At 74.0% G+C, this 21,433-nt stretch carries 13 protein-coding genes; 9 read left to right on the top strand and 4 right to left on the bottom strand.

The genetic code is table 11. From position 1 onward, the window contains the following. The first annotated feature begins 54 nt into the window (after window positions 1–54). The 4 genes from ABEB06_RS25705 (at window position 55) to ABEB06_RS25720 (ending at window position 7,152) form a co-directional block, all read left to right on the top strand. Window positions 55–1,059: a carbohydrate ABC transporter permease gene (locus ABEB06_RS25705; protein WP_345699249.1), complete on the top strand. Its 1,005-nt coding sequence runs from the start codon at window positions 55–57 to the stop codon at window positions 1,057–1,059. Further along, window positions 1,056–1,988: a carbohydrate ABC transporter permease gene (locus ABEB06_RS25710; protein ID WP_345699250.1), complete on the top strand. Its 933-nt coding sequence runs from the start codon at window positions 1,056–1,058 to the stop codon at window positions 1,986–1,988. Before ABEB06_RS25705 ends, ABEB06_RS25710 begins: the two co-directional genes overlap by 4 nt. 133 nt (window positions 1,989–2,121) lie before the next feature. Further along, window positions 2,122–5,229: an Ig-like domain-containing protein gene (locus tag ABEB06_RS25715; RefSeq protein ID WP_345699251.1), complete on the top strand. Its 3,108-nt coding sequence runs from the start codon at window positions 2,122–2,124 to the stop codon at window positions 5,227–5,229. 402 nt (window positions 5,230–5,631) lie between these two features. After that, the gene (locus ABEB06_RS25720; RefSeq protein WP_345699252.1) at window positions 5,632–7,152 is read left to right on the top strand and encodes a DUF4153 domain-containing protein; all 1,521 of its coding nucleotides are present in this window, start codon (window positions 5,632–5,634) and stop codon (window positions 7,150–7,152) included. A gap of 94 nt (window positions 7,153–7,246) precedes the next feature. On the opposite strand, the gene ABEB06_RS25725 is transcribed toward ABEB06_RS25720, so the two are convergent. Further along, complete coding sequence (locus ABEB06_RS25725; RefSeq protein WP_425559699.1) at window positions 7,247–8,794, bottom strand: MFS transporter; 1,548 nt, start codon at window positions 8,792–8,794, stop codon at window positions 7,247–7,249. Window positions 8,795–9,121: 327 nt separating this feature from the next. Between ABEB06_RS25725 and ABEB06_RS25730 the strand changes: the two genes are divergently transcribed. From ABEB06_RS25730 to ABEB06_RS25740, 3 genes are all read left to right on the top strand, one after another. Then, window positions 9,122–9,703 carry a TetR/AcrR family transcriptional regulator gene (locus ABEB06_RS25730; protein WP_345699253.1) on the top strand — a complete coding sequence of 194 codons (582 nt, stop codon included), beginning with the start codon at window positions 9,122–9,124 and terminating at the stop codon, window positions 9,701–9,703. 284 nt (window positions 9,704–9,987) lie between these two features. Next, entirely contained in the window at window positions 9,988–10,674 is a 687-nt protein-coding gene (locus ABEB06_RS25735) for a ribonuclease HII (RefSeq protein ID WP_345699254.1), read from the top strand. 392 nt (window positions 10,675–11,066) lie between these two features. Next, window positions 11,067–11,435: a hypothetical protein gene (locus tag ABEB06_RS25740; RefSeq protein ID WP_345699255.1), complete on the top strand. Its 369-nt coding sequence runs from the start codon at window positions 11,067–11,069 to the stop codon at window positions 11,433–11,435. 147 nt (window positions 11,436–11,582) lie between these two features. On the opposite strand, the gene ABEB06_RS25745 is transcribed toward ABEB06_RS25740, so the two are convergent. Together ABEB06_RS25745 and ABEB06_RS25750 are read right to left on the bottom strand one after the other, a co-directional pair. Then, complete coding sequence (locus ABEB06_RS25745; protein WP_345701990.1) at window positions 11,583–12,278, bottom strand: hypothetical protein; 696 nt, start codon at window positions 12,276–12,278, stop codon at window positions 11,583–11,585. A gap of 304 nt (window positions 12,279–12,582) precedes the next feature. Beyond that, window positions 12,583–14,790: a RecQ family ATP-dependent DNA helicase gene (locus tag ABEB06_RS25750; RefSeq protein WP_345699256.1), complete on the bottom strand. Its 2,208-nt coding sequence runs from the start codon at window positions 14,788–14,790 to the stop codon at window positions 12,583–12,585. 172 nt (window positions 14,791–14,962) lie between these two features. Between ABEB06_RS25750 and ABEB06_RS25755 the strand changes: the two genes are divergently transcribed. Beyond that, window positions 14,963–16,699, top strand: a complete 1,737-nt coding sequence (locus tag ABEB06_RS25755) for a DUF4192 domain-containing protein (protein WP_345699257.1) — start codon at window positions 14,963–14,965, stop codon at window positions 16,697–16,699. A gap of 80 nt (window positions 16,700–16,779) precedes the next feature. Here the strand turns inward: ABEB06_RS25755 and ABEB06_RS25760 are convergent, their stop codons facing one another. Continuing rightward, the gene (locus ABEB06_RS25760; RefSeq protein WP_345699258.1) at window positions 16,780–18,093 is read right to left on the bottom strand and encodes an alpha/beta fold hydrolase; all 1,314 of its coding nucleotides are present in this window, start codon (window positions 18,091–18,093) and stop codon (window positions 16,780–16,782) included. A 1,065-nt stretch (window positions 18,094–19,158) separates the two neighbouring features. Here ABEB06_RS25760 and ABEB06_RS25765 point away from each other — a divergent pair. Further along, window positions 19,159–21,387: a glycogen debranching N-terminal domain-containing protein gene (locus ABEB06_RS25765; RefSeq protein ID WP_425559800.1), complete on the top strand. Its 2,229-nt coding sequence runs from the start codon at window positions 19,159–19,161 to the stop codon at window positions 21,385–21,387. Window positions 21,388–21,433: the final 46 nt, after the last annotated feature.

Raw genomic sequence — 21,433 nt, forward strand, 5'->3', positions numbered from 1 at the left:
GCGGGTCCACCCACCCGCGCTGCCCCTCCCATGCCCTGAGGAAGGACCCTTCGCATGCCCACCGATCTCGTGCTCGCCAACTCGGCGTGGACGGACGCAACGATCAAGTTCGGCAACAGCGCCGGCGCCGTCGCGGGCTTCGTCGGCATCCTGCTGGTGATCTTCTTCGCGGCGGGGCGGGCCGGCGGGCGCTTCACCCGCCCGCTGGCGATCACCGTGATGCTCGGGCCGGCCGTCCTGCTGCTCGGCATCGGCCTGGTGGTGCCGCTGGTCCGCACCGTCTACCTCAGCTTCTACAACGACGACTCCACCCGCTTCCTCGGCGGCGCCAACTTCGGCTGGGCCCTCACCACCTCCCACATCCAGGAGGTGCTGCTCACCACCCTGCTGTGGCTGCTGATCGCCCCGCTCGCCGCCACCGGCCTCGGCCTGCTGCTCGCCCTGCTGGTCGACCGGATGCGCGGCCAGGCGGTCTACAAGTCGCTGATCTTCATGCCGATGGCGGTCTCGCTGGTCGGCGCCTCGATCATCTGGAAGTTCGTCTACGAGGCCCGTGACCCCTCGCAGCCGCAGGTCGGCCTGCTCAGCCGGGTCGTCATCGCCCTCGGCTGGGAGCACCCGCCGAACTGGATCCTCTCCCAGCCGCTCAACACCTTCCTGCTGATGGTGGTCATGGTCTGGGTGCAGACCGGCTTCGCGATGGTGGTCCTCTCGGCGGCCATCAAGGCCATCCCGGACGAGATCACCGAGGCCGCCCGGCTCGACGGCGCGACCGGGATCCGGCTGTTCCGCTCGGTCACCGTGCCGATGATCCGCACCACGATCGTGGTGGTGCTCACCACCGTCATGATCACCACGCTCAAGGCCTTCGACATCATCCGCACCATGACCGGCGGCAACTTCGGCACCCAGGTGCTGGCCAACGAGATGTACTCGCAGTCCTTCGAGCAGTACAACACCGGCCGTGGCAGCGCCCTCGCGGTGATCCTCTTCCTGGCGGTGCTGCCGCTGGTGGCGTACAACATCATCCAGCTGCGCAAGGAGCGTACGGTCCGATGAAGCAGCCGACGACCCGCACGACCGCGCAGCCCGGCGCCGTCCGGAAGGCCTTCAGCAGCCCGCTCGCCTCGGTCCTGGTGATCGCGGTCACCGTGCTGTGGACCATCCCCACCGTCGGCCTGCTGGTCACCTCGCTGCGGCCCAAGGCGGACGTCGCGAGCAGCGGCTGGTGGGAGGTGTTCGTCCACCCGAACCTGGGCTTCGAGAACTACCACGCGGTGCTCTTCGAGGGCGGCTTCGGCAACAGCGCCGGACTGATGCCCTTCCTGGTCAACTCGGTGGCGATCGCCGTACCGGCCACCGTCTTCCCGCTGGTGCTCGCCGCGATGGCGGCGTACGCGCTCGCCTGGGTGCGGTTCAGGGGCAGCGACGCGGTCTTCTTCGTGATCTTCGCGCTGCAGGTGGTGCCGCTGCAGATGGCGCTGATCCCGCTGCTCCAGCTGTTCTCCGGCGGCGCCCACCTCGGCTCGGTCACCATCCTGCCCGCGCTCGACCTGCGCGGCACGTACGCGCCGGTCTGGCTGGCGCACACCGCGTTCGCGCTGCCGTTGGCGATCTTCCTGCTGCACAACTTCATCGCGCAGCTGCCGCGCGACCTGATGGAGGCGGCCATCGTCGACGGCGCCTCGCACTTCAAGATCTTCCGTTCGATCGTGCTGCCGCTGTGCGCGCCCGCGCTCGCCTCCTTCGCCATCTTCCAGTTCCTCTGGGTCTGGAACGACCTGCTGGTGGCCCTCACCTTCGCCGGCGGCACCCCCGAAGTGGCCCCGATGACCGCCCGGCTCGCCCAGATGGCCGGCTCCACCGGCCAGCGCTGGGAGCTCCTCACCGCCGGCGCCTTCCTCTCGCTGATCATCCCGCTCGCCGTCTTCTTCGCCCTCCAGCGCTACTTCGTCCGCGGCCTGTTGGCGGGCTCGGTCAAGGGCTGAGTCAAGGCCTGGTCACATCTGTCAAGGGAGGGTCACGGATGTGGTGATTCGGGGGACGGTCCGGGGCGCCAGCCGGTAGACCGGTAGCGGCAGTTCTGCCGGTGGACTGGTTATCCGACCTTGGGGGGTTGGCGTGCGTGTAAGAAGACGGCTCGCAGGCGTGCTGGTGGGCCTGCTGGCAGCGGCAGGGCTGGTGGCGGCACCCGCCCACGCCGCGACCGCGGTACTCGGCAACAACGCGGTGGGCGCGGCCACCGACTCGGGCGACTCCAACTACATGAACGCCTCGCGCTACGTCACCGGCGCGAACGGAGGCACCGTCTCCAGCGTCAGCGTCCACGTGGGCGCGGTCGGCGCGGCCCCCAACAACCAGTACCAGGTGGCGATCTACGGCGACAGCGCCGGGAAGCCGGGCACCCTGGTGGCGGCCAGCGGCAGCGCCACGCTGACCGCCAACGCCTGGAACACCGTCGCCCTCACCGCCACCCTGACGCCCAACACCCCGTATTGGCTGGCCTACAACTCCAACGGCACCGGCTCCGCGGTCAACAACCTGCAGTACGCCACCGGCGGCACCAGCGGCTACTCCACCAGCGGCACCGCCTTCGGCACCTGGCCGAGCAGCTTCGGCGCGGTCTCCACCGGCTCGCTCAACTACTCGATCTACGCCACCTACACCCCGGACTCCGGCGGCTCCACCCCGCCCGGCAGCGGCCCCGGCAGCGAGGGCCCGATCCTGCTGGTGGCCGACCCGGCCAACCCCTACACCCGGTACTACACCGAGATCCTCAAGGCCGAGGGCCTGAACTACTACAAGGTCAGCGACCTCTCCCAGGTCAGCGCCTCGACCCTGGCCTCCTACGACGTGGTGCTGCTCGGCGAGATGCCGCTGACCCCGGCCCAGGTCACCATGTTCGGCGACTGGACCACCGGGGGCGGCCGGCTGATCGCGATGCGGCCGGACAAGCAGCTCGCACCGCTGCTCGGCCTGACCGCCACCACCGGCACGCTCGCCGACGCGTACCTGAAGATCGACACCTCGGCCGCGCCGGGTGCGGGCCTCACCGCCGACACCATGGGCTTCCACGGCACCGCCGACCGGTACACCCTCAACGGCGCCACCGCGGTCGCCTCGCTGTACGCGGACGCGTCCACCGCCACCGCCAACCCGGCGGTCACCCTGCGCACCGCGGGCAGCGGCCGGGCCGCCGCGTTCACCTTCGACCTGGCCAGGTCCGTGGTGCAGACCCGGCAGGGCAACATCGCCTGGGCCGGGCAGCAGCGCGACTCCACGGACGGCTACGAGGCGGCCGAGATGTTCTTCGGCATCAACGGCCAGCCGAACTGGAACAACCTGGACAAGGCGCTGATCCCGATCGCCGACGAGCAGCAGCGGCTGCTCTCCAACCTGATCACCCTGATGGACTCCGGCAAGAAGCCGCTGCCGCGCTTCTGGTACTTCCCCCGGGACGTCAAGGCGGTGGTCATCATGACCGGTGACGACCACGGCATCGGCGGCACCGCGGGCCGCTGGGACGGCTACATCGCGCAGTCCCCGGCCGGCTGCAACGTGGCCAACTGGGAGTGCGTGCGCGGCTCCTCGTACATCTACACCGACGACCCGATGACCGACACCCAGGCGAAGGCGTACTCCGACCAGGGCTTCGAGGTCGGCGTGCACGTCACCACCGGCTGCAAGCCCTGGGGCACCGCGGCCGACCTGCAGAACGTCTACGCCACCCAGCTGGCCGCCTGGAAGGCCAAGTACGGTTCGCTGCCGGCGCCGTCCAGCAGCCGCACGCACTGCGTGGAGTGGGACGACTGGGCGACCCAGGCGAAGACCAAGCTGGCCAACGGGATCCGGCTGGACGCCGACTACTACTACTACCCGTCCAACTTCGTGCAGGACCGTCCGGGCTACTTCAACGGCACCGGCCAGATCATGAAGTTCGCGGACGCCGACGGCACCGTCATCGACGAGTACCAGGCGACCACCCAGCTGACCGACGAGTCCGGCCAGTCCTACCCGTCGACGATCAACACCCTGCTGGACGCCGCCTACGGCGCGAAGGGCTACTACGCGGCGCTGAACGCCAACATCCACACCGACTACGCGGCCTCCTCCGCCTCGGACGCGATCATCTCCGCGGCCAAGGCCAAGGGCGTACCGGTGGTCTCCGGCCGGCAGATGCTCAACTGGCTGGACGGGCGCAACGGCTCCGCCTTCTCCAAGCTCGCCTGGGCCGGCAACGCGCTGACCTTCGACATCACCGGCGGCACCAACGGGCTGCGGGCGATGGTCCCGGTCAACTCCGCCTCCGGCACGCTCGCCGGCCTGAGCAAGGGCGGCCAGCCGGTCACCTACCGGATCGAGACCATCCACGGCACCGCGTACGCCTTCTTCGACGGCGCGGTCGGCTCCTACACCGCCACCTACGGGCAGGACACCACCGCGCCCACCGTGACCGGCACCTCGCCGGCCGCCGGCGCGACCGGCGTGGCGATCGGCTCCACCGTCCGGTTCTCCTTCAGCGAGCCGCTCGACCCGGCGACGGTCTCCGGCAGCACGGTCACCCTGAAGACCACCAGCGGCGGCACGCCGGTCGCGGGCGCCGTCTCCTACGACGCGGCGACCAGCACCGCGGTCTTCACCCCGAGCGCCGCGCTCGCCCTGACCACCGGGTACACCGCCACGGCGCAGGGCGTGAAGGACGGTGCGGGCAACACGCTGGCCGCGCCCTACGCGGTCTCCTTCACCACCGGTGGCGCGCCGCCGAAGACCATCGGCAACACGGCCATCGGCACCCTGATCGACGACACCGACTCCAACCACCTCAACGGATCGAAGATCACCACCGGGGCGAGCGCGGTACCGCTGACCTCGCTCACCGTGCACGTCGGCTCGGTCAGCGCCGCGCCCAACAACCAGTTCCAGCTGGCGGTCTACAGCGACGTCTCCGGCTCGCCCGGCAACCTGCTGGTCTCGACCGGGAGCGGTACGCTGACCGGCAACGCCTGGAACACCGTGCCGGTCGACTACACGCTGGCCGCCAACACCACCTACTGGCTGGTGTACAACTCCAACGGCACCAGCAGCGCGGTGAACAACATGAACTTCAGCACCGGCCCGGCCGCCTCGGGCGCCTACAGCAACACCGGGGTGCCGTTCGGGACCTGGCCGGCCGTCTTCGGTCCGGCGGTGAAGGACACGTTGGTCTACTCGCTGTACGGGTCGTACTGACCCGGTAGGTCCGCTTCGTCCCACCAACGCCGGGGCGGCTTGTGTCACAGGTCTGTGACCAAGCCGCCCCGGTGGCATTTTGAACCTGTTCAGAAATGGCGTGATCCTTCTAGAGTCACGGGATCCACGTTCTGAGGGGGTTTCATGACGAGTCCGTCCGTACCTGAAGGGCCGTCGCCGCAGGCCGGTCCGGCGCCGGAGTCGGATGCGCAGGGTGCGCCGGGGTCGTCGGCCGCGGCGGTGGCGGGGTCGGTGGCGGGTCCGGGCGCGGGGGCAGGGTCGGGCGCGGGGTCGGGATCCGTGCCGGGGTCGGTGCCGGGTGGGGGAGCCGTTCCGCCGCCGGCCGGTGCTGTGCCCGGGCAGGTGCCGGGGCGGGGCCCCGGGCCGGCGCCCAATCCGTACATGTACCGCCCGTACGTGTCGGTCGAGGCGGCCTGGTCCAAGCTCACCCGGGCCCGGGAGGCCGCGCCGCCCGCGCCCCGGGTCCTGGTCGCGGCGCTCGCCTCGGGCATGCTCGCCGCGCAGCTGTTCGGCGACGGACTCGGCGTCAACCTGCTGCTGTGCGCCCTCGCCGCGACCGTCGGCGCGGTGCTCGTCGCGTTGTCCACCGGGCGGCGGGCCCGGCCGTGGACGCTGGCCTTCGCGGTCTCGGCCCTCGTCCTGACGGCGATCCCGGCGGTCAGCGACGACGGCCTGCAGAGCTTCCTCGCCGTGGTGGCCGCGCTCGCCCTCGCCTCGCTGACCCTGCACGGCGGCCGCCGCTGGCCAGGTGTCCTGCTCGGCCAGATCGGCCTGGCGGCGCACATCGTCCCCGGCGTGGCCTGGGCGCTGAAGGCCGGCCGGACGGTCCGTCACCCGGCCCGTGCCAAGGTGCTGCCGATCGTCAAGGCGGTCGGGGCGTCGATCGTCCTGCTGGTGGTCTTCGGCTCGCTCTTCGCCGCCGCCGACTCGACCATGGCCGACGTCCTGGAGAGCCTGGTCCCGTCGTTCGACGTCGGCGACCTGCCGCTGCGCGCGGTCTTCTTCGTCATCGGCGTCCTGCTGGCGCTCGGCGCGGCGCACACCGCCGCCGCCCCGCGCCGCTGGGACCGGCTGGCGACCGCACCCGGCCGCGAACGCGGACGGTTGGAGTGGGCGATCCCGCTGGTGGTGATGAACCTGCTGTTCGGCGCCTTCGTCCTGGTCCAGCTGGTGGTACTGGTCGGCGGCTACGGCGAGATCATGCGCCGCACCGGGATGACCCCCGCCGAGTACGCGCGGCAGGGCTTCTGGCAACTGCTCTGGGTGGCCGTGCTCACCCTCGGGGTGATCGCGCTCGCCACCTACTGGGCGCCGCGCACGACCCCCGGCGACCGCCGGCTGGTCAAGATCCTGCTCGGCCTTCTCTGCGGGCTCAGCCTGGTGGTGGTCGCCACCGCCCTGCTCCGGATGAAGCTCTACCTGGACGCCTTCGGCCTCAGCGAGCAGCGGATCACCGTCGCCGCGACGGAGATCTGGCTCGGCACGGTCTTCCTGCTGGTCCTGGTCGGCGGTGTGCTCGCCGGCCGCAGCTGGCTGCCCCGGGCGGTGGTGCTCAGCGGAGCGGTGGCGCTTGCGGTCTTCGGCCTGATCCGGCCCGACGCGCTGGTCGCCGAGCAGAACGTGGCCCGCTTCGAGCAGTCCCACCGGATCGACATCGGCTACCTGCGCGACCTGTCCGCCGACGCCGTCCCCGCGTTGGACCGGCTGCCCGGCGACTACCGGGACTGCGCGCTGCAGCTGATCGAGCAGGACCTGGAGGCCGATTCCAACCCCTGGTACGGCAGCAGCCTCGCCGAAGCCCGCGCCCGGGACATCCTGCGCGAGCACCCGGTCCGCAACGGCTCCGCCGCCTGCGCCCGGATCGGCTTCTCCGACTCGGCCTACCGAAACCTCGACGACTGAGCCGCGGGGCCGGGGCCGGGTCGCGGGACCGGGGTCGGGCCGACGCGGATGCGGGCGTGCCGGGGGGCACGCCCGCATCCGCGCTGCGGAACCGTCAGAGCGCGACGCCCGCGCCGCTGCCGGTCGGGAGGTCGCCGGCCTTCGCCTTGATGACGAAGATCGACACCAGCAGGGCGACCGCCGCGAAGACCACGCCCACGATGAACGCCTGCGAGATGCCGTACGCCAGCACCTCGTTGGCCCACGTGCTGCCCGGCGGGAACTGGCCGGTCTGCTGGAAGTGGGCCTTCGCCTCCGCCGGTGCGTTCTGCATGAAGTCCGCGGCCTGGGACTTGCCCTCGGAGACTGCGGCATTGGCGAACACCGTGGTCAGGATCGACAGGCCCAGCGAGCCGCCGATCTGCTGCACCGAGTTGAGCAGGCCGGAGGCCGCACCGGTCTCGTTGTCGGCCACGCCGGCGACCGCGATCAGCATCACCGGCACGAAGATCAGACCCATGCCGAAGCCGAAGGTCACCGTCGGGCCGAGGACACCGGCGACGTAGCTGCTGTCGGCGCTGGTCTGGGTCAGCCAGGCGAGGCCCGCCGTCACCAGCACCGCGCCGCCGGCCATGAACGGCTTCGGGCCGAGCCGAGCCTGGAAGACCGAGGCGAGCTGCGCGGCGATGATGATCGCGACGCTGATCGGGAGGAAGGCGACACCGGCCTTCAGCGGGCTGTAGCCCAGCACCCGCTGCACGAACAGCGTGACGTAGAAGAAGATGCCGAACATCGCGGCGGCCAGGCAGAGCATCATGATCAGGCCGCCGGTCCGGTTCCGGTCCCGGAACAGGTGGAGCGGGGTGATCGGCTGTGCGGTGCGCTGCTCGATGACCACGAAGCCGGCCAGCAGCAGCGCGCCCGCGGCGAAGGCCACCAGCGTCACGGTGTCGCTCCAGCCGTCCGAGGCGGCGTGGATGAAGCCGTACACCAGGCTGACCAGGCCGAGCGTCGAAGTGAGCGCCCCGGGCAGGTCGAAGGTGCCCTCCCGGCGTTCCGACTCGTTGATGTACATCGGCGCCGCGACGGCGATCAGGATCGCGATCGGGACGTTGACGAAGAACACCCAACGCCAGTCCAGGTACTCGGTCAGCACGCCGCCGGCCAGCAGGCCGATCGCCGCACCCGAGCCCGCCACCGCCGAGAACACGCCGAACGCCCGGTTGCGTTCCGGCCCTTCCTCGAAGTTGGTGGCGATCAGCGCGAAGGCGGTGGGCGAACAGATCGCACCGCCGATGCCCTGCAGGGCGCGCGAGGCCAGCAGCATGGTGCCGTTCTCCGCGAAGCCGCCCAGCAGCGAGGCCAGGCCGAACAGCAGCACGCCGGCGATGAACACCCGGCGTCGGCCGAGGATGTCGCCCGCGCGCCCGCCGAGCAGCAGCAGGCCGCCGAAGGTCAGCGTGTAGGCGTTGATCACCCAAGAGAGGTTCGTGGTGGAGAACTTGAGCGCGTCCTGGATGTGCGGGAGCGCGATGTTCACGATGGTCGCGTCGAGGACCACCATGAGCTGGGTCGCCGCGATCACGGTCAGGGCGATGCCCTTGTGCTGGCCGCGACTGGCCCTGGGTGGAGCGGACTTGCTGAGCATGTCGGAGATAGCCACTGTCGTGCCCCCTGCTGGCTACTGCTGTTCGGTTGGTGCTCGGCCGTTGCTCTGGGTCGTTGTGCTCAATGTGCGTGACGACTGCACATTGCGTTAGCGAACGGATGCGTTCACTATGGGACGATATCCGGGGGCCATTGTGAACGCAAGCGTTCTTTAGGATGGGTGACGATGGATCAGATGGTCCGGCGGCAGGCGGCGATCGGCCCGGCGGACGGCGTCGGTCGGCAGCGGGGCGGGCATGCCTCGGCTGCTGTGCCTGCGGCGCCTGCCGTGCCTGCTGGGGCTGCCGCGTCGGGTGCGCCGGCCGGGTCGGCCGTGCCCGCCGTGCCCGTCGTGTCGCGCAAGCGCGGCAAAGCGCTGGAGGCCGCGATCTTCGACGCGGCCCTGGAGCTGCTCACCTCCGGTGGGTTCGCGCGGATGACGATGGAGGGCGTGGCCGGTGCGGCGCAGACCGGGAAGGCCGCGCTCTACCGGCGTTGGGCGTCCAAGGCGGACCTGGTGATGGACGCCCTCGACGCCACCCTCCCACCCCCTACCGCCATCCCCGACCTGGGGTCGGTGCGCGGCGAGCTCCTGCAGGTCATGCAGGTGTACGCGAGCGTGATGAACTCCCGGGTCGGCAACGCGATGCGGGTCCTGATGGCCGAGCTCGACCACGAACAGGCCAAGAACTTCCGGGAGTTCTTGCAGGGTCGGGTGCTCGGCCCGAGCACCTCCGCGGTGCTGGCCGTCCTGCGCCGCGGCGCCGAGCGCGGGGACGTCCGGCCGGGCGCCGCCGATCCGCTGGTCGCAGACGTCGTGCCGGCCATGATGCTCTACCGGGCGAAGCTGTGTACCGGGCGGATCGACAGGGAGTTCTGCGAGCGGCTGGTCGACGAGGTGCTGGTGCCGCTGGTCCGGCCGTGACCTGGGCGCGGCTGCGGCCGCGCTGTGGTCGAGGTCGCGGCGTGGCTCGGGTCGTCCTGGCTCGGCTCGGGTCGTGGCGGGCCCTCTCGGCTGGGCGGCGCTCGGGTCGGGTCGCGGCGGGCCGTCTCGGCCGGCCTGGGTCGGGGCTGTGGCAGGGGGCGTTCCTCCACCTGGCGCCAGGTGGCCGGTGGCCGGCGGCCGGTGGGCGGGTCGGCGGGCGCGTGGGGGTGGTCCGCGGGCGGCGTAGGCTGGGCGTTGCCAGCTCCTCGCGGAACGGATCAGCCATGCCCTACGACCCCCCGACCCACTCGGTCGAGCGATCCCTGCGCCGGGCCGGTGCGAGCGTGGTCGTCGGACTGGACGAGGTCGGGCGCGGCGCCTGGGCCGGCCCGGTCACCGTCGGTGCGGCCGTCACGGGCCTGCGCAAGCCGCCGGAGGGGCTGACCGACTCCAAGCTGCTCACCGAGCGCCGCCGCCTCGCGCTCGCCCCGGTCCTCGCGGACTGGGTCTCCGCGTACGCCATCGGCCAGGCGTCCCCGCAGGAGTGCGACGAGCTCGGCATGACCGCCGCGCTCCGCCTCGCCGCCACCCGGGCCCTGGAGGCCCTCCCGGTCGTGCCGGACGCGGTCATCCTCGACGGCAAGCACGACTACCTGGGCGGCCCGTGGCGGGTGCGCACGGTGATCAAGGGCGATCAGTCCTGCGTCTGCGTCTCCGCCGCCTCGGTGCTGGCCAAGGTGCAGCGAGACGGTCTGATGGCCGAGTTGGGCGCCGACCACCGCGCGTTCGCCTTCGACGAGAACGCGGGCTACCCGTCCCCGGTGCACCGCGCCGCGCTGGACGAGTTCGGGCCCACCGAGCACCATCGGCTCTCCTGGGCCTACATGGACGCGCTGCCGCGCTGGCGCCACCTCAAGCGTCACCGGGCCGGCGAGGAGGACCGGGGCGAGCAGCTTTCGCTCGGTTTCTGACGTATTGTCAGGCCGTCCGCCTGCGGGCCCGCGACGGTCGGATTGCGGCGCGCACGTGCCCAAGTGGTGGGGTGCCCGTGCGCATCCGACCGGCATTTGATAGATATCCGGGTATGCCTGTCTTCCCCGAGGAGCCGGAGATTCACGAGAGTATCCCGGGCCCCGGCGTTCCCCTTCCCCACAAGTCGGACGCATCCGCCCCCCGCACGCCCGCCGCCGGTCGGGCCGTTTCCCCCTCCGCCGTAGCCGCCGTCCCGGTGCCGGGTCCCCGCCCCGCCACGCCGAGGCCCGGCCCCAGGCCCGCCCCGCCGCGCGCCGACCGCCCCGTTCCCGGGCCGCGGCCGGCACCCGGCCCCAAGCCCGCACCGGCGCCCGGCCGTGCCACTCCTGCCGTGCAACTGCTGCCGGCCGCGCCCGGCGACGCCGTCGAGCGCGCCGACGAGGCGGTGGACGCACTGCTGGAGTCCGGCCGTCGCCCGGGCGACGTCCTGGTCCTGACGGTCGGCGAGGCGCACCCCTGGCAGCAGCACGAGCTGAGCTTCGGCGAGGAGAGCTACTGGGCTCAGCTGGCCGACGGCGGCGACGTGTTCTACGCCGACGCGGAGGCGAGTCGTCCGCTGAGCCGGGACGTGGTGGTGCTGGTCGTCAACGACGGCACTGCAGGCCGGGTCGAGCGGGCCGCGCGCAAGGCGCTCGACGGCGCCGGCGCGCTGCTGGTGGTGTGCGGCGAGCGCGAGCTGGTCGCTCCGCTGTTCGCCTGAACCCCTGAAAGCCGCAGCCCGGGAGCCCCACGGCTCCCGGGCTCCTTGTCGTTCCCGCAGCCGCGTGGTGTCCTGCGGTACCCGTTGCTCCGCCGTGCGAGGGCCGGCCCCGGGTCCGGCCGGTCGGGCCTCGGGTCGGCCCGGGCCTCAGCTGCCGGCTGCGCGGCGGACGGAGTTCAGCGCGGTGACCGTACCGACCGTGGCGACCGGGGCCGCAGGGACGACCGGGACGACGGGGAGGGCCGGGACGACCGGGACGGCGGGGACGACCGGGACAGCGGCGCCGACCGGGTGCTGCCGGCCGAGCTCGCGGGCCAGCTCACGGACGGGTCGCGGCGGCAGCTCGGTGACCGTGTGGATCGGCCCGTCCGCCCAGGACCCCGAGTGCGGGTTGCGGCCGCGCCGACCGTCGCCGATCGAGTGCCAGCCGGCGGGGGTCAGCGTCAGGTAGGAGCCACAACGCAACCCGTGCAGCTCAGCGGCGTCCCGTAGGGCCCACATCCAGGCGCCGTCCTGCTCCGTCCACTCCGGCGTTCCCTCCCGGCAGCGCAGCAGCACCGCCGTGCGGACCGGGACGCTCAGCCGGAGGTCGTGCGGGACGACCCGGCGCAGCTGGGCGAGGAGCGCGTTGCGGTGGTGCCAGCCGTCGGTGATGTGCGGGCGGGTGGCGAGGGACGCGGAAGCGGTCACCCGGTGCTCCGGGTCGAGGACGGCCACCACGGTGGTGCCCGGCTGCGGGAGGTGCCGCTGGTGCAGCTCGGCGACGAACTCGCGGGGGGTGCGCAGCAGCGGCACCCCGAGGTCGTTCCAGCTGGGGAGGTCGATGCTGCGCGCGCCGTCGATGCGGGAAGGACCTCGGTCGATGCCGTTGATCACGATCCTCCTTCCCGAGCCCGCTGCGGTGGAGCAGCCCGCGCGGGCGTACGCCGAAGGCCGGGTCCGTCGGACCGGGCGCTGGATACGCTCCAATTCTCAGGTCACAGCGGGCCGAGCGGCAATGATGAAATGACGAACGCCGCCCGAAAGCCGTGGTTCTGCCGGATATATTCCTCGTTCGCCGTTCCGCCATTCGGCTGACGGGGGTCCGAAGGGTTTCACCGGTGTTGTACCCGGTGAACCGACTCCGGACCCGTCCGTCCTGCCGGGGTCAGGCCTGGACGGCCAGGACAAGCGGAAGCACGGCGGTGGCGCCGGCCTGCCGGAGCAGCCGGGCGGCCACGGTGACCGTCCAGCCGGAGTCCACCAGGTCGTCGACCAGCAGCACCGGGCCCGGGGCCGCGGCCAGCGTCTCCCGCAGCCCGGGGGAGAGCGCCAGCGCACCGGACAGCGAGTGCAGCCGCTGGGCGCTGTTGCTCCGCCCGCCGTGCGGTGGCCGGCCCGTGGCGTACTCGACCCGGCCCAGCAGGGGCAGCCGCCCGACCGCAGCGAGCTGCTCGCCGAGGCTGCCGACCAGGGCGGGCCGGGTGGCCGAGTCCATGGCCACCACGCCGACCGGGCGGGCCGGCCGGGCGCCGTCGGGGCCCTCCGGACCGGCCCAGCCGCCCGGGCCCTTGGCCCAGTCGGCCACCACGCCGACCAGCGCGTCGAGCACCTCGCGGGGGAGCGGACCGTCCGGGCTCTGCTCGCCGAGCATGGCGCGCAGCCGGGTGCCCCAGCCGATGTCGGAGAGGCGGCCGAGCGCCCGGCCGACCTCGGCCTGCTCGCCGGCCGGGATCCGGCCCTTGAGCGGGACGCCGAGCGCCTCCATCCCGGTCGGCCACATCCGGCGCGGCTCGAAGGTGACGCCGGGGCGGCCGAGCGCGGCGCGGGCCGCGTCCAGCGCGGCGGCCGAGACCTCGGCGGAGTGCTTCGGGCCGGCGCAGTTGTCGCAGCACCCGCAGGGGGCGGCGTCCGGGTCGTCGAGCTGACGGCGGAGGAACTCCATCCGGCAGCCGGTGCCGGCCGCGTACTCCCGCATCGCCCGCTGCTCGGCCTCGCGGGACTCGGCGACTTTCGCGTAGCGCGCCCCGTCGTACGCCCACGGCCGGCCCGTCGCCTCCCAGCCGCCCCGGACCCGGCGGACCGCGCCGTCCACGTCCAGCACCTTGAGCATGGTCTCCAGGCGGGCCCGGCGGAGATCCACCCGAGTCTCCAGGGCGGCCGTGGACAGCGGGCGGCCGGCCTCGGCCAGCGCGTCGATCGTCCGCCGGACCTGCTCCTCGGCCGGGAAGCCCAAGGACGCGAAGTAGCGCCAGATCGCCTCGTCCTCCCGGCCGGGCAGCAGCAGGACCTCCGCCCGGTCGACGCCGCGGCCGGCCCGGCCGACCTGCTGGTAGTAGGCGATCGGCGAGCTCGGCGAACCGAGGTGCACCACGAAGCCGAGGTCGGGCTTGTCGAAGCCCATGCCCAGCGCGGAGGTCGCCACCAGGGCCTTGACCCGGTTGGCCAGCAGATCGGCCTCGGCGCTGCGGCGCTCGGCGTCCTCCGTACGGCCCGAGTAGGAGGCCACCGGGAAGCCGCGACCCCGCAGGAAGTCCGCCACCTCCTCGGCGGCGGCGACGGTCAGGGTGTAGACGATGCCGGAGCCGGGCAGCTCGGCGAGGTGGTCGGCGAGCCACGCCAGCCGGTGCGCCGGGTCGGGCAGCGGGAGCACGGCCAGGCTGAGGCTCTCCCGGTCGAGCGCGCCGCGCAGCACCAGGGCCCGGCCCGGTGTCGGACCGGACTCCGCGCCGGTGCCGAGCTGCTCGGCGACGTCGGCGGTGACCCGGGCGTTGGCGGTGGCGGTGGTGGCCAGCACCGGCACGCCTGGGGCGAGCTCGGTGAGCATGGTGCGCAGCCGCCGGTAGTCCGGCCGGAAGTCGTGGCCCCAGTCGGAGATGCAGTGCGCCTCGTCGACCACCAGCAGGCCCGTGGAGGCGGCCAGCTTGGGCAGCACCTGGTCGCGGAAGTCAGGGTTGTTCAGACGCTCGGGGCTGACCAGCAGGATGTCGACCCGGCCGGCCGCGACCTCGGCCTGGATCCCGTTCCACTCCTCGGGGTTGGCCGAGTTGATGGTGCGGGCGTGGATGCCGGCCTTGGCGGCGGACTCCACCTGGTTGCGCATCAGCGCGAGCAGCGGGGAGACGATCACCGTCGGGCCCGCGCCGCGCGAGCGCAGCAGGGCGGTGGCGATGAAGTAGACCGCGGACTTGCCCCAGCCGGTGCGCTGCACCACCAGGGCCCGGCGGCCGTCGACGACCAGCGCCTCGATCGCCGACCACTGGTCCTCGCGCAGCAGGGCCGAGGGCCCGGCGAGCTCGCGCAGCACCGCCTCGGCGCGGGCACGGACGGCAGCGCGGTCGGGGGCGTCGGTGGGGTGGCTGGTGCGCTGGTTCATGGCTCATGGATACCGCGCGGTGCCGACAAAGCACGAACCTGTGGACAACTACCGGACAGCTGTGGGGCCGTCCGTCGCTCGAACGAAGGAGCAGATGCCGAGCCCTGCGTGTTGTCCACAGCCGAACGGGTGAGTCACCCCACGGGCCGGGGATCGGGGCACGCTTCCGGTCATGAACGACGACCGCGGCACCATGCCCTCCGCCCAGATCCCCGGTTTCCTCCCGGTCCGCATGCGCGGACCGGCCGACATGGCCGAGATGCTCCCGTACCTGCTCGGCTTCTTCCCGGACGACTCGATCGTGGCCGTCGGGCTTAAGGGGCCCGCCCTCGAACAGGGCGGCGTGATCCGGATCGACATCCCGGAGGACGCCGCCCGGTGGTCCCGCGTGGCAGAGGACGCGGCGCGGCTGCTGGTCGAGCTCTCCGAGCAGCGCGGCCGGAGGCCGGACCAGGTGCTGCTCTACCTCTGCCGGGACCCCGATCCGGACGGGAAGGCGGAACCCGACCCCGGCGGCAGTCCCGGGCCCGACCTCGAGTCCGGCCGAGGTCCCGCCCGGGGGCCCGACCCCCGCGCGGAGGGCCTGGGCGGAGGGCCGGCGGTCCTCACCCGCCTGCAGCCGCTGGCCCGCGCGCTGGCCCGGGCCTTCGAGAACGAGGGAGTGGTGGTGAAGGAGTCGCTCTGCATCTCCGCCGGGCGGTGGCGCTCGTTCCTGTGCACCGGGGCGAGCTGCTGCGATCCCGACGGCACACCGATCCGGCCCGCGCACCTGCCGAGCCCGTTGGCCGCTGCGGCGACCTTCGCCGGGCTCGCCCCGAGGGGCAGCCGGAAGGCCATCGTCGCGGGCCTCGCACCCGTGGGCCCGCCGGTCTCGGACGTCCAGCGCCGGGCCATCGAGGAGGCCGGGCCGCCGTTCATCCGGGAGCTGACCGGCCCGCTCGGCCGGGCCGGGACGGTCGACCGCACCGGAGAGCTGATCGCCGAGGCGATGGCGGCGTTCGGGGCGGGCGCCAAGGGGATCGACGCGGCCCGGACCGCCCGCCTGCTCGTCGGACTCCAGGACAAGCTCGGCCGAGACCGCGGCGCGGAGTACGCGGAACCGCACGAACTGGTCCAGGCCCAGCGGCTCTGGCGCTTCCTCATCCAGCGCTGCGTGCCGCCGTTCGACTACCTCGCGACCCCGCCGATGACCCTGCTCGCGTGGGCGTCCTGGCTCGGCGGTGACAGCGCGACCGCCCGCATCGTCCTCTCCCGCGCCCTGGACCTCGACCCCGGGTACACGCTGGCCCAGCTGCTCTACGAGTCGCTCAACGGCGGGCTGACGCCGGAGAAGCTGTTGGAGGCGGTGCGCCACGAGCGGTCCGAGCGGATCCGGCGCAGCGGTACCGGGCGCCCGGAGGGCGGCGTGGTGGAGGCGTCGGGCATGCCCGACGGACGGGGCGGGCCGGAGGCGCCGAAGCCGACGACGCCGGAGGGTCCGGTGGGTCCGGTGGGTCCGGGAGGTTCGGGGGGTTCGGACGGGCCGGACGGACCGGTGACGCCGGCGGGGCCGGATCGGGCGGACCGGGCGGATCCCGGGCTCCCGGCCGTCTCGGGGCCCGGTGAGGAGGGCGGGGTTCGCCCGGCCGGTGCGGGGGAGCGCGGGGGGCGCGGTGCCGGGCCCGGGGCGGGGGCTCGCCGGCGGGGGGCGCCGGACCCCGGTGGCGACCCGGGCGGCGGCCAGCCGCCCGAGCTGCCCGAGCCGGGGGAGGACGGTCCTCCGGTCGGGGACGCCGCGGCAGGCGCCCGGCGCTCGGTCCGGCGGCGGATCCGGCTGCGGGTCCGGCAGGCGGCCGAGCAGGGCGCGGAGATCCCGGGTCCGGGCCGGGGGATGCCGCGCGGGCGAGCGGGCGGAGGGTGGTCGAGGTGAGCGCGCTGCTTGCGCAGGTGCTCGGGGCCGCGCGGGGGAGGGCGGCCGGTCCGGCCGCCCTCCCGGGCGGGCGGTTCCGGCTAGATCTCGCCCTGGGCCATCCGGATCAGCCGGTCCAGCACGCCGCCCCCGCTGACCCGCAGGCCGTCGTGCTCCCACTCGTTGGTCACCCACACCCGGGTGTTCGCGACGGCGTCCGCCGTCTCCAGGGAGTGGGCCGTGTCGACGTACATGTCGTCGTGGTAGACGGCCGCGAAGACCGGCACCTCGTTGGCCGCGAGCCGCTCGGTGTCGTACAGGTCGCTCCAGTCCGTGCGCTCCGCGAGCAGCTGCGCCGTCTCGCGCAGCGGCCGCAGCGACGGGTCGGTCTCGAACATCCAGGGGTAGATCATCTCCCCGGTGAACAGCACCGGCCGGTCGTCGGCCAGCGCCTGCGCTGCGTCGAACTCGGGGAACTCCTTGCGCACGCGCTCCGCCGACCACTCCGTGCCGCGGCCGTCGACCGAACGCTGCCCGTAGATCGACTCGTGCAGCACGGCGTACAGCGGCCCCTGGGCGAAGGAGAGCTGTGCCTGGGCACCCGCGAGGAAGGTGTCGGAGAGCTCGGGCCCGGCCGCGCCGTCCACCCACGCCTCCTCCAGCAGGTAGTGGAGGCTGAACGAGCCGGTGCCGCTGCCGAGCATCATGCCCAGCGCCTGGAACGCCTCGACGGTCAGCGTGCCGCCGTCCGGCAGGGTGGCGGGGCGATCGGCGAGGTGGGCGGCGATCCGGCGCACCGCGGCCACGTCCTGCGGGAAGCGCCGGTAGTGGCCGGCGTTCTTGCGGGCCACCCGCGGGTACGCCGCGCGGTAGACCTCGTCCGCCGAGCGGCGCAGCCCGGCCAGTCCGCCCGTCACGAACGCCTCGCGCAGCCCCTCCGGGGCCAGCGACAGGTAGGTCAGGGTGCAGAAGCCGCCGAAGCTCTGGCCGAGCAGGCTCCACCGGCCGTCCGGGCCCAGCAGACGGTGCCGGACCAACTCGGCGTCCCGCACGATCGAGTCCGCGCGGAAGTGGGCCAGGTACTCGGCCTGCTGCCGGGCGTCGCCCCGGCGGGCCAGGGTCTGCCGGGTGGCGGGCGTCGACCGCCCGGTGCCGCGCTGGTCGAGCAGCAGGACTCGGTAGTCGTCGAGTGCCCGGGTGAGCCAACCGTCCTTGCCCAGCGGGCGGTTGGCCTTGCCGCCCGGGCCGCCCTGCAGGTAGACCAGCCACGGCAGGTCGTCGTGCGCCCGGCCGGGGGCGACCACCTCGCGCGCGTAGAGCTCGATCTGCTCGCCGTCCGGCGCCCGGTGGTCGAGCGGGACCTGGAAGACGTGGTCGGTGGTGACGATCCCGGGCAGTCGGCTGACGGTGGACATGCAACTCCTTGGTGCGGGGTTGTCGCTGCTGAGTCGGGGCGGCGTCCGCCGGGGTCTCCGGTGCGGGCGCCACTGCCTCCGCACCGTATCCTGACGGCGGACCGGATCCGGTGGAGGGCGGCCGCCGACAGCGGCGACCCGAGGCCGACACCCCGACCGGACCACCACCGGCGCCCTGCGGGGGCCCGGGGGCGCGCCGCCGGGCGGGCACCACGCGGTGCCGGCGCTCGAGCCGACCTCCGGTGTCAGGGCGTGACCTGGGGCGGGTGCACGGCGTTCAACCTGCGGAACGCCACGGCGCTCCGCACCGGCGTCGGACTCCTGGCCGCAGTCGGGCGGCCACCGCGCAGTGTCGCGCGACCGGCGTCACGGCGGGACGGACACGTCCGTGGAGGAGAGAACGGACCCGCTCCGGCCGGGTGGCCGGGGGCCGCCACCGTCCGGGCCGCTGCCGCGCACACCGGCGGCGGGAGAGCAGCACAGACCGCGATCGAGCACACTCGCGGCCGGCCGGAGACGCAGCCGCCGGTCGACCGAGGGGAGGAGAACCCGGTGACCGCCTCAAGGCCACCACAGGCAGCGCCGCACGCGGCGCCACCTGTCCCCGCAGCCACCCCGCAGTACCCGGCCGGCCCCGCCCCCGGCCCGGCCCGCGCGGGCGCTCCGGGCGGTCCCGGCGATGCCGGCTTCCACGACGGCTTCCACGGCGGACCGGGTCCGTCCGCAGGCGCGCCGGCGGCGCCGGGTGCGCCCGGGACGGCGCCCGTGCCGACCGGGGCAACGGCGGCCGCCCCGACGGGCCCCGTCGGCTTCCGGAGCCCGGCCGGTCCGCCGTCGGCCGTGGGCGGTGCCGGGGTTCCCGCCGGTCCGCCGCCGGGCACGGGCGGCGCCGGGGTACCTACGGGTCCGGTCGGTCCGGCGGGCTCGTCGGGACCGGGTGGTGCCGGGCTGCCGGGTGGCCAGGTGCCCGGCCCGGGTGGGCAGTCGTTCGGGCCGCCGCGCCAGCAGGGGCCGCAGCCGCCGGCCGGGCCGCGCCCGCAGCCGGTGGCGTCCCACGACGCGGTGATGTGCGTCAGCGCGCCCGGCATGGCGATCTCCGCGTCCGACGGCCAACTGCGCGGCCAGGGGATGCACGGCTTCTTCCGCTCGGGGGTCCGCACCCTCGCCCGGATGGAGATCCGCATCGGCGGAATCGAGCCGATGCCCCTCCAGGGCACTCTCACCTCGACGTCCGCCGCCCGTTTCGTCGGCGCCGTCCGGATTCCCGGCGACCCCGACCCGGATCCCGCGCTCACCGTGGAGCGGCTGCGGCACGCCGACGGCATAGAGACGGTGACCGTTCGCAACACCGGGCTCCGCCCCGCCAGGCTCCCGCTGGAGATCGCGCTCGGCACCGACCTGGGTCTGCTCACCGACATCGCGGCCGGCCGCCGCACCGCCGACCTGCCCGGCCAGGTCCAGTCGGCGGGGCTGCGCTGGTCCGGCCACGGCCGGGGAGCGGCGGTGTCCGCACGCCCCTCGCCGCACGCCGTACTGGCCGGCGCGGGCGTCCTGCGCTGGGACCTGGAGGTGCAGCCCGGCGCCCGCTGGTCGGTCGAACTGCACGCGGAAGTGGAGTCGGCCGCCGGCGCCGTCCGACCGCCGACGGGCCGGGGCCAGGGCGTCCCGCTGCCCTGGGCGGAGCCCGAGGTCCGGTGCGACGACCAGCGGGCCGAGCGGCTGATCGCCCGTTCGCTCGACGCGCTCGGCGGGCTGCTGCTCGCCGATGCGGACCGCCCCACCGACCTGTACACCGCCTCCGGCGCCCCCTGGCGCTTCGGCCTGACCGCCGCCGACGCCCTGTGGGCGGCCCGGCTCACCCTCCCGCTCGGCACCCGCCTCGCCGCGGGCACCCTGCGGGCACTGGCCCGCCGCCAGCACGTCGCCAACCCGGCAAACCCGGCCGGCCCGGTCGGCCCCGCTTCCGGCCAGTCCGGCAGCACCGGACCCGTCGCCGGGTCCGGCAGCGGGCCAGCCCCCGCCCCCACCTTCGTGTTCGGCACCGGCGCCGACAGCGGTGTCACCCCGGCCGCGCCCGCCGGCGGGTCGGCGGGCGGTCACACGCCCCCCGCCGCACCGGGTGCCGCCCCGTCCACCACGGCTCCGGGCGGTCCGGCCGGCGCGGGCGGTGCCGCGTCCGAGACGGCGCATCCAATGGACGGCGTCGTGCCCGGTCCGCTGCGCCACGGCGGCCCCGAGCTCCCGCCGACCTGCACCGCGACCGAGGCGACCCTGCTGTTCGTCACGGTGCTGGCCGAGGCGTGGCGCTGGGGCATGCCCCGGGCCGAGGTCGCGGAGCTGCTGCCCGCCGCCGAGCGGGCGCTGGGAGCGCTGCGGGCGGCGGTCGCGGACGGCACCGACGGACCGGAGGGTTTCGTCACCGACCTCGGCCGGTCGGCCGCGGAACGGGCGGCCCGTCCGGGCGCGGCCCGCTGCGAGGTGCAGGCGCAGGCCCACCGGGCGGCGCTGCACGGCGCCGACCTGCTGGACGCCTTCGACCGGCCGGGCGCGCAGGAGTGGCGGTCCTGGGCGGCCGGGCTGCGCGAGCGGTTCCGCGAGCGGTTCTGGATCGACGACCTGTCGGGCGGCCGCCCGGCCGCCGCGCTGCTCCCGGACGACCGGCCGCTGCCTGCGCTGGCGTCCACCCTGGTGCACCTCTTCGACGTTGGCCTGGCCGGCGACGGCGACTCGTACGAGGGGCTGCTGGACCGCGAGCAGTCCCGACTGCTCGCCCAGCGCCTGGTCACCCCGGAGCTCGACTGCGGTTGGGGGCTGCGGACGCTCAGCGCCAAGTCGCCCCGGTTCAACCCGCTCGGCCACCGCAGCGGCGCGGTCCGGGTGCACGAGACGGTGCTCGCTGTCTCCGGCCTCGCCGAGGCGGGATTCGAACGGGAGGCGGGAGCGCTGCTGGAGGGGCTGCTGGACAGCTCCACCCACTTCGAGGCCCGGCTCCCCGAGATGTACGCGGGCGAGCAGAAGGTGGCGGACTGTCCGCCGGTGCCGCACCACGCCGCGTGCCGGCCGGCTGCGGTGTCCGCCGCGGCCGCCGTGCACCTGGTGCTGTCGCTCGCCGGCGTGCGGCCCGACGTGCCGTCCGGGCGGGTGGCGGTGCGTCCGGCCAGCACCGCGCCGTTGGGTGAACTGCAGCTGACCGGGCTTCGGATCGCCGGTGAGCCGTTCTCGGTCCGGGTCAGCCGGATCGGCGTGGCGGTGGTGGAGGAGGCCCCGGCGGCGCTGCAGCTCGGCGCCCGCTGACGGGTCGGCGCGGTCGGTACCCCCGGTCTGTTCCCTTGCTCCGGCG

Source organism: Kitasatospora terrestris (genome assembly GCF_039542905.1).
Lineage (GTDB): Bacteria > Actinomycetota > Actinomycetes > Streptomycetales > Streptomycetaceae > Kitasatospora > Kitasatospora terrestris.

Bases quoted from the DNA above. Each gene is read 5' to 3' on its own strand.
- ABEB06_RS25705 (WP_345699249.1), top strand. From the start codon at position 55: ATGCCCACCGATCTCGTGCTCGCCAACTCGGCGTGGACGGACGCAACG.
- ABEB06_RS25710 (WP_345699250.1), top strand. From the start codon at position 1,056: ATGAAGCAGCCGACGACCCGCACGACCGCGCAGCCCGGCGCCGTCCGG.
- ABEB06_RS25720 (WP_345699252.1), top strand. From the start codon at position 5,632: ATGTACCGCCCGTACGTGTCGGTCGAGGCGGCCTGGTCCAAGCTCACC.
- ABEB06_RS25735 (WP_345699254.1), top strand. From the start codon at position 9,988: ATGCCCTACGACCCCCCGACCCACTCGGTCGAGCGATCCCTGCGCCGG.
- ABEB06_RS25750 (WP_345699256.1), bottom strand. From the start codon at position 14,790: ATGAACCAGCGCACCAGCCACCCCACCGACGCCCCCGACCGCGCTGCC.
- ABEB06_RS25755 (WP_345699257.1), top strand. From the start codon at position 14,963: ATGAACGACGACCGCGGCACCATGCCCTCCGCCCAGATCCCCGGTTTC.
- ABEB06_RS25760 (WP_345699258.1), bottom strand. From the start codon at position 18,093: ATGTCCACCGTCAGCCGACTGCCCGGGATCGTCACCACCGACCACGTC.
- ABEB06_RS25765 (WP_425559800.1), top strand. From the start codon at position 19,159: ATGTGCGTCAGCGCGCCCGGCATGGCGATCTCCGCGTCCGACGGCCAA.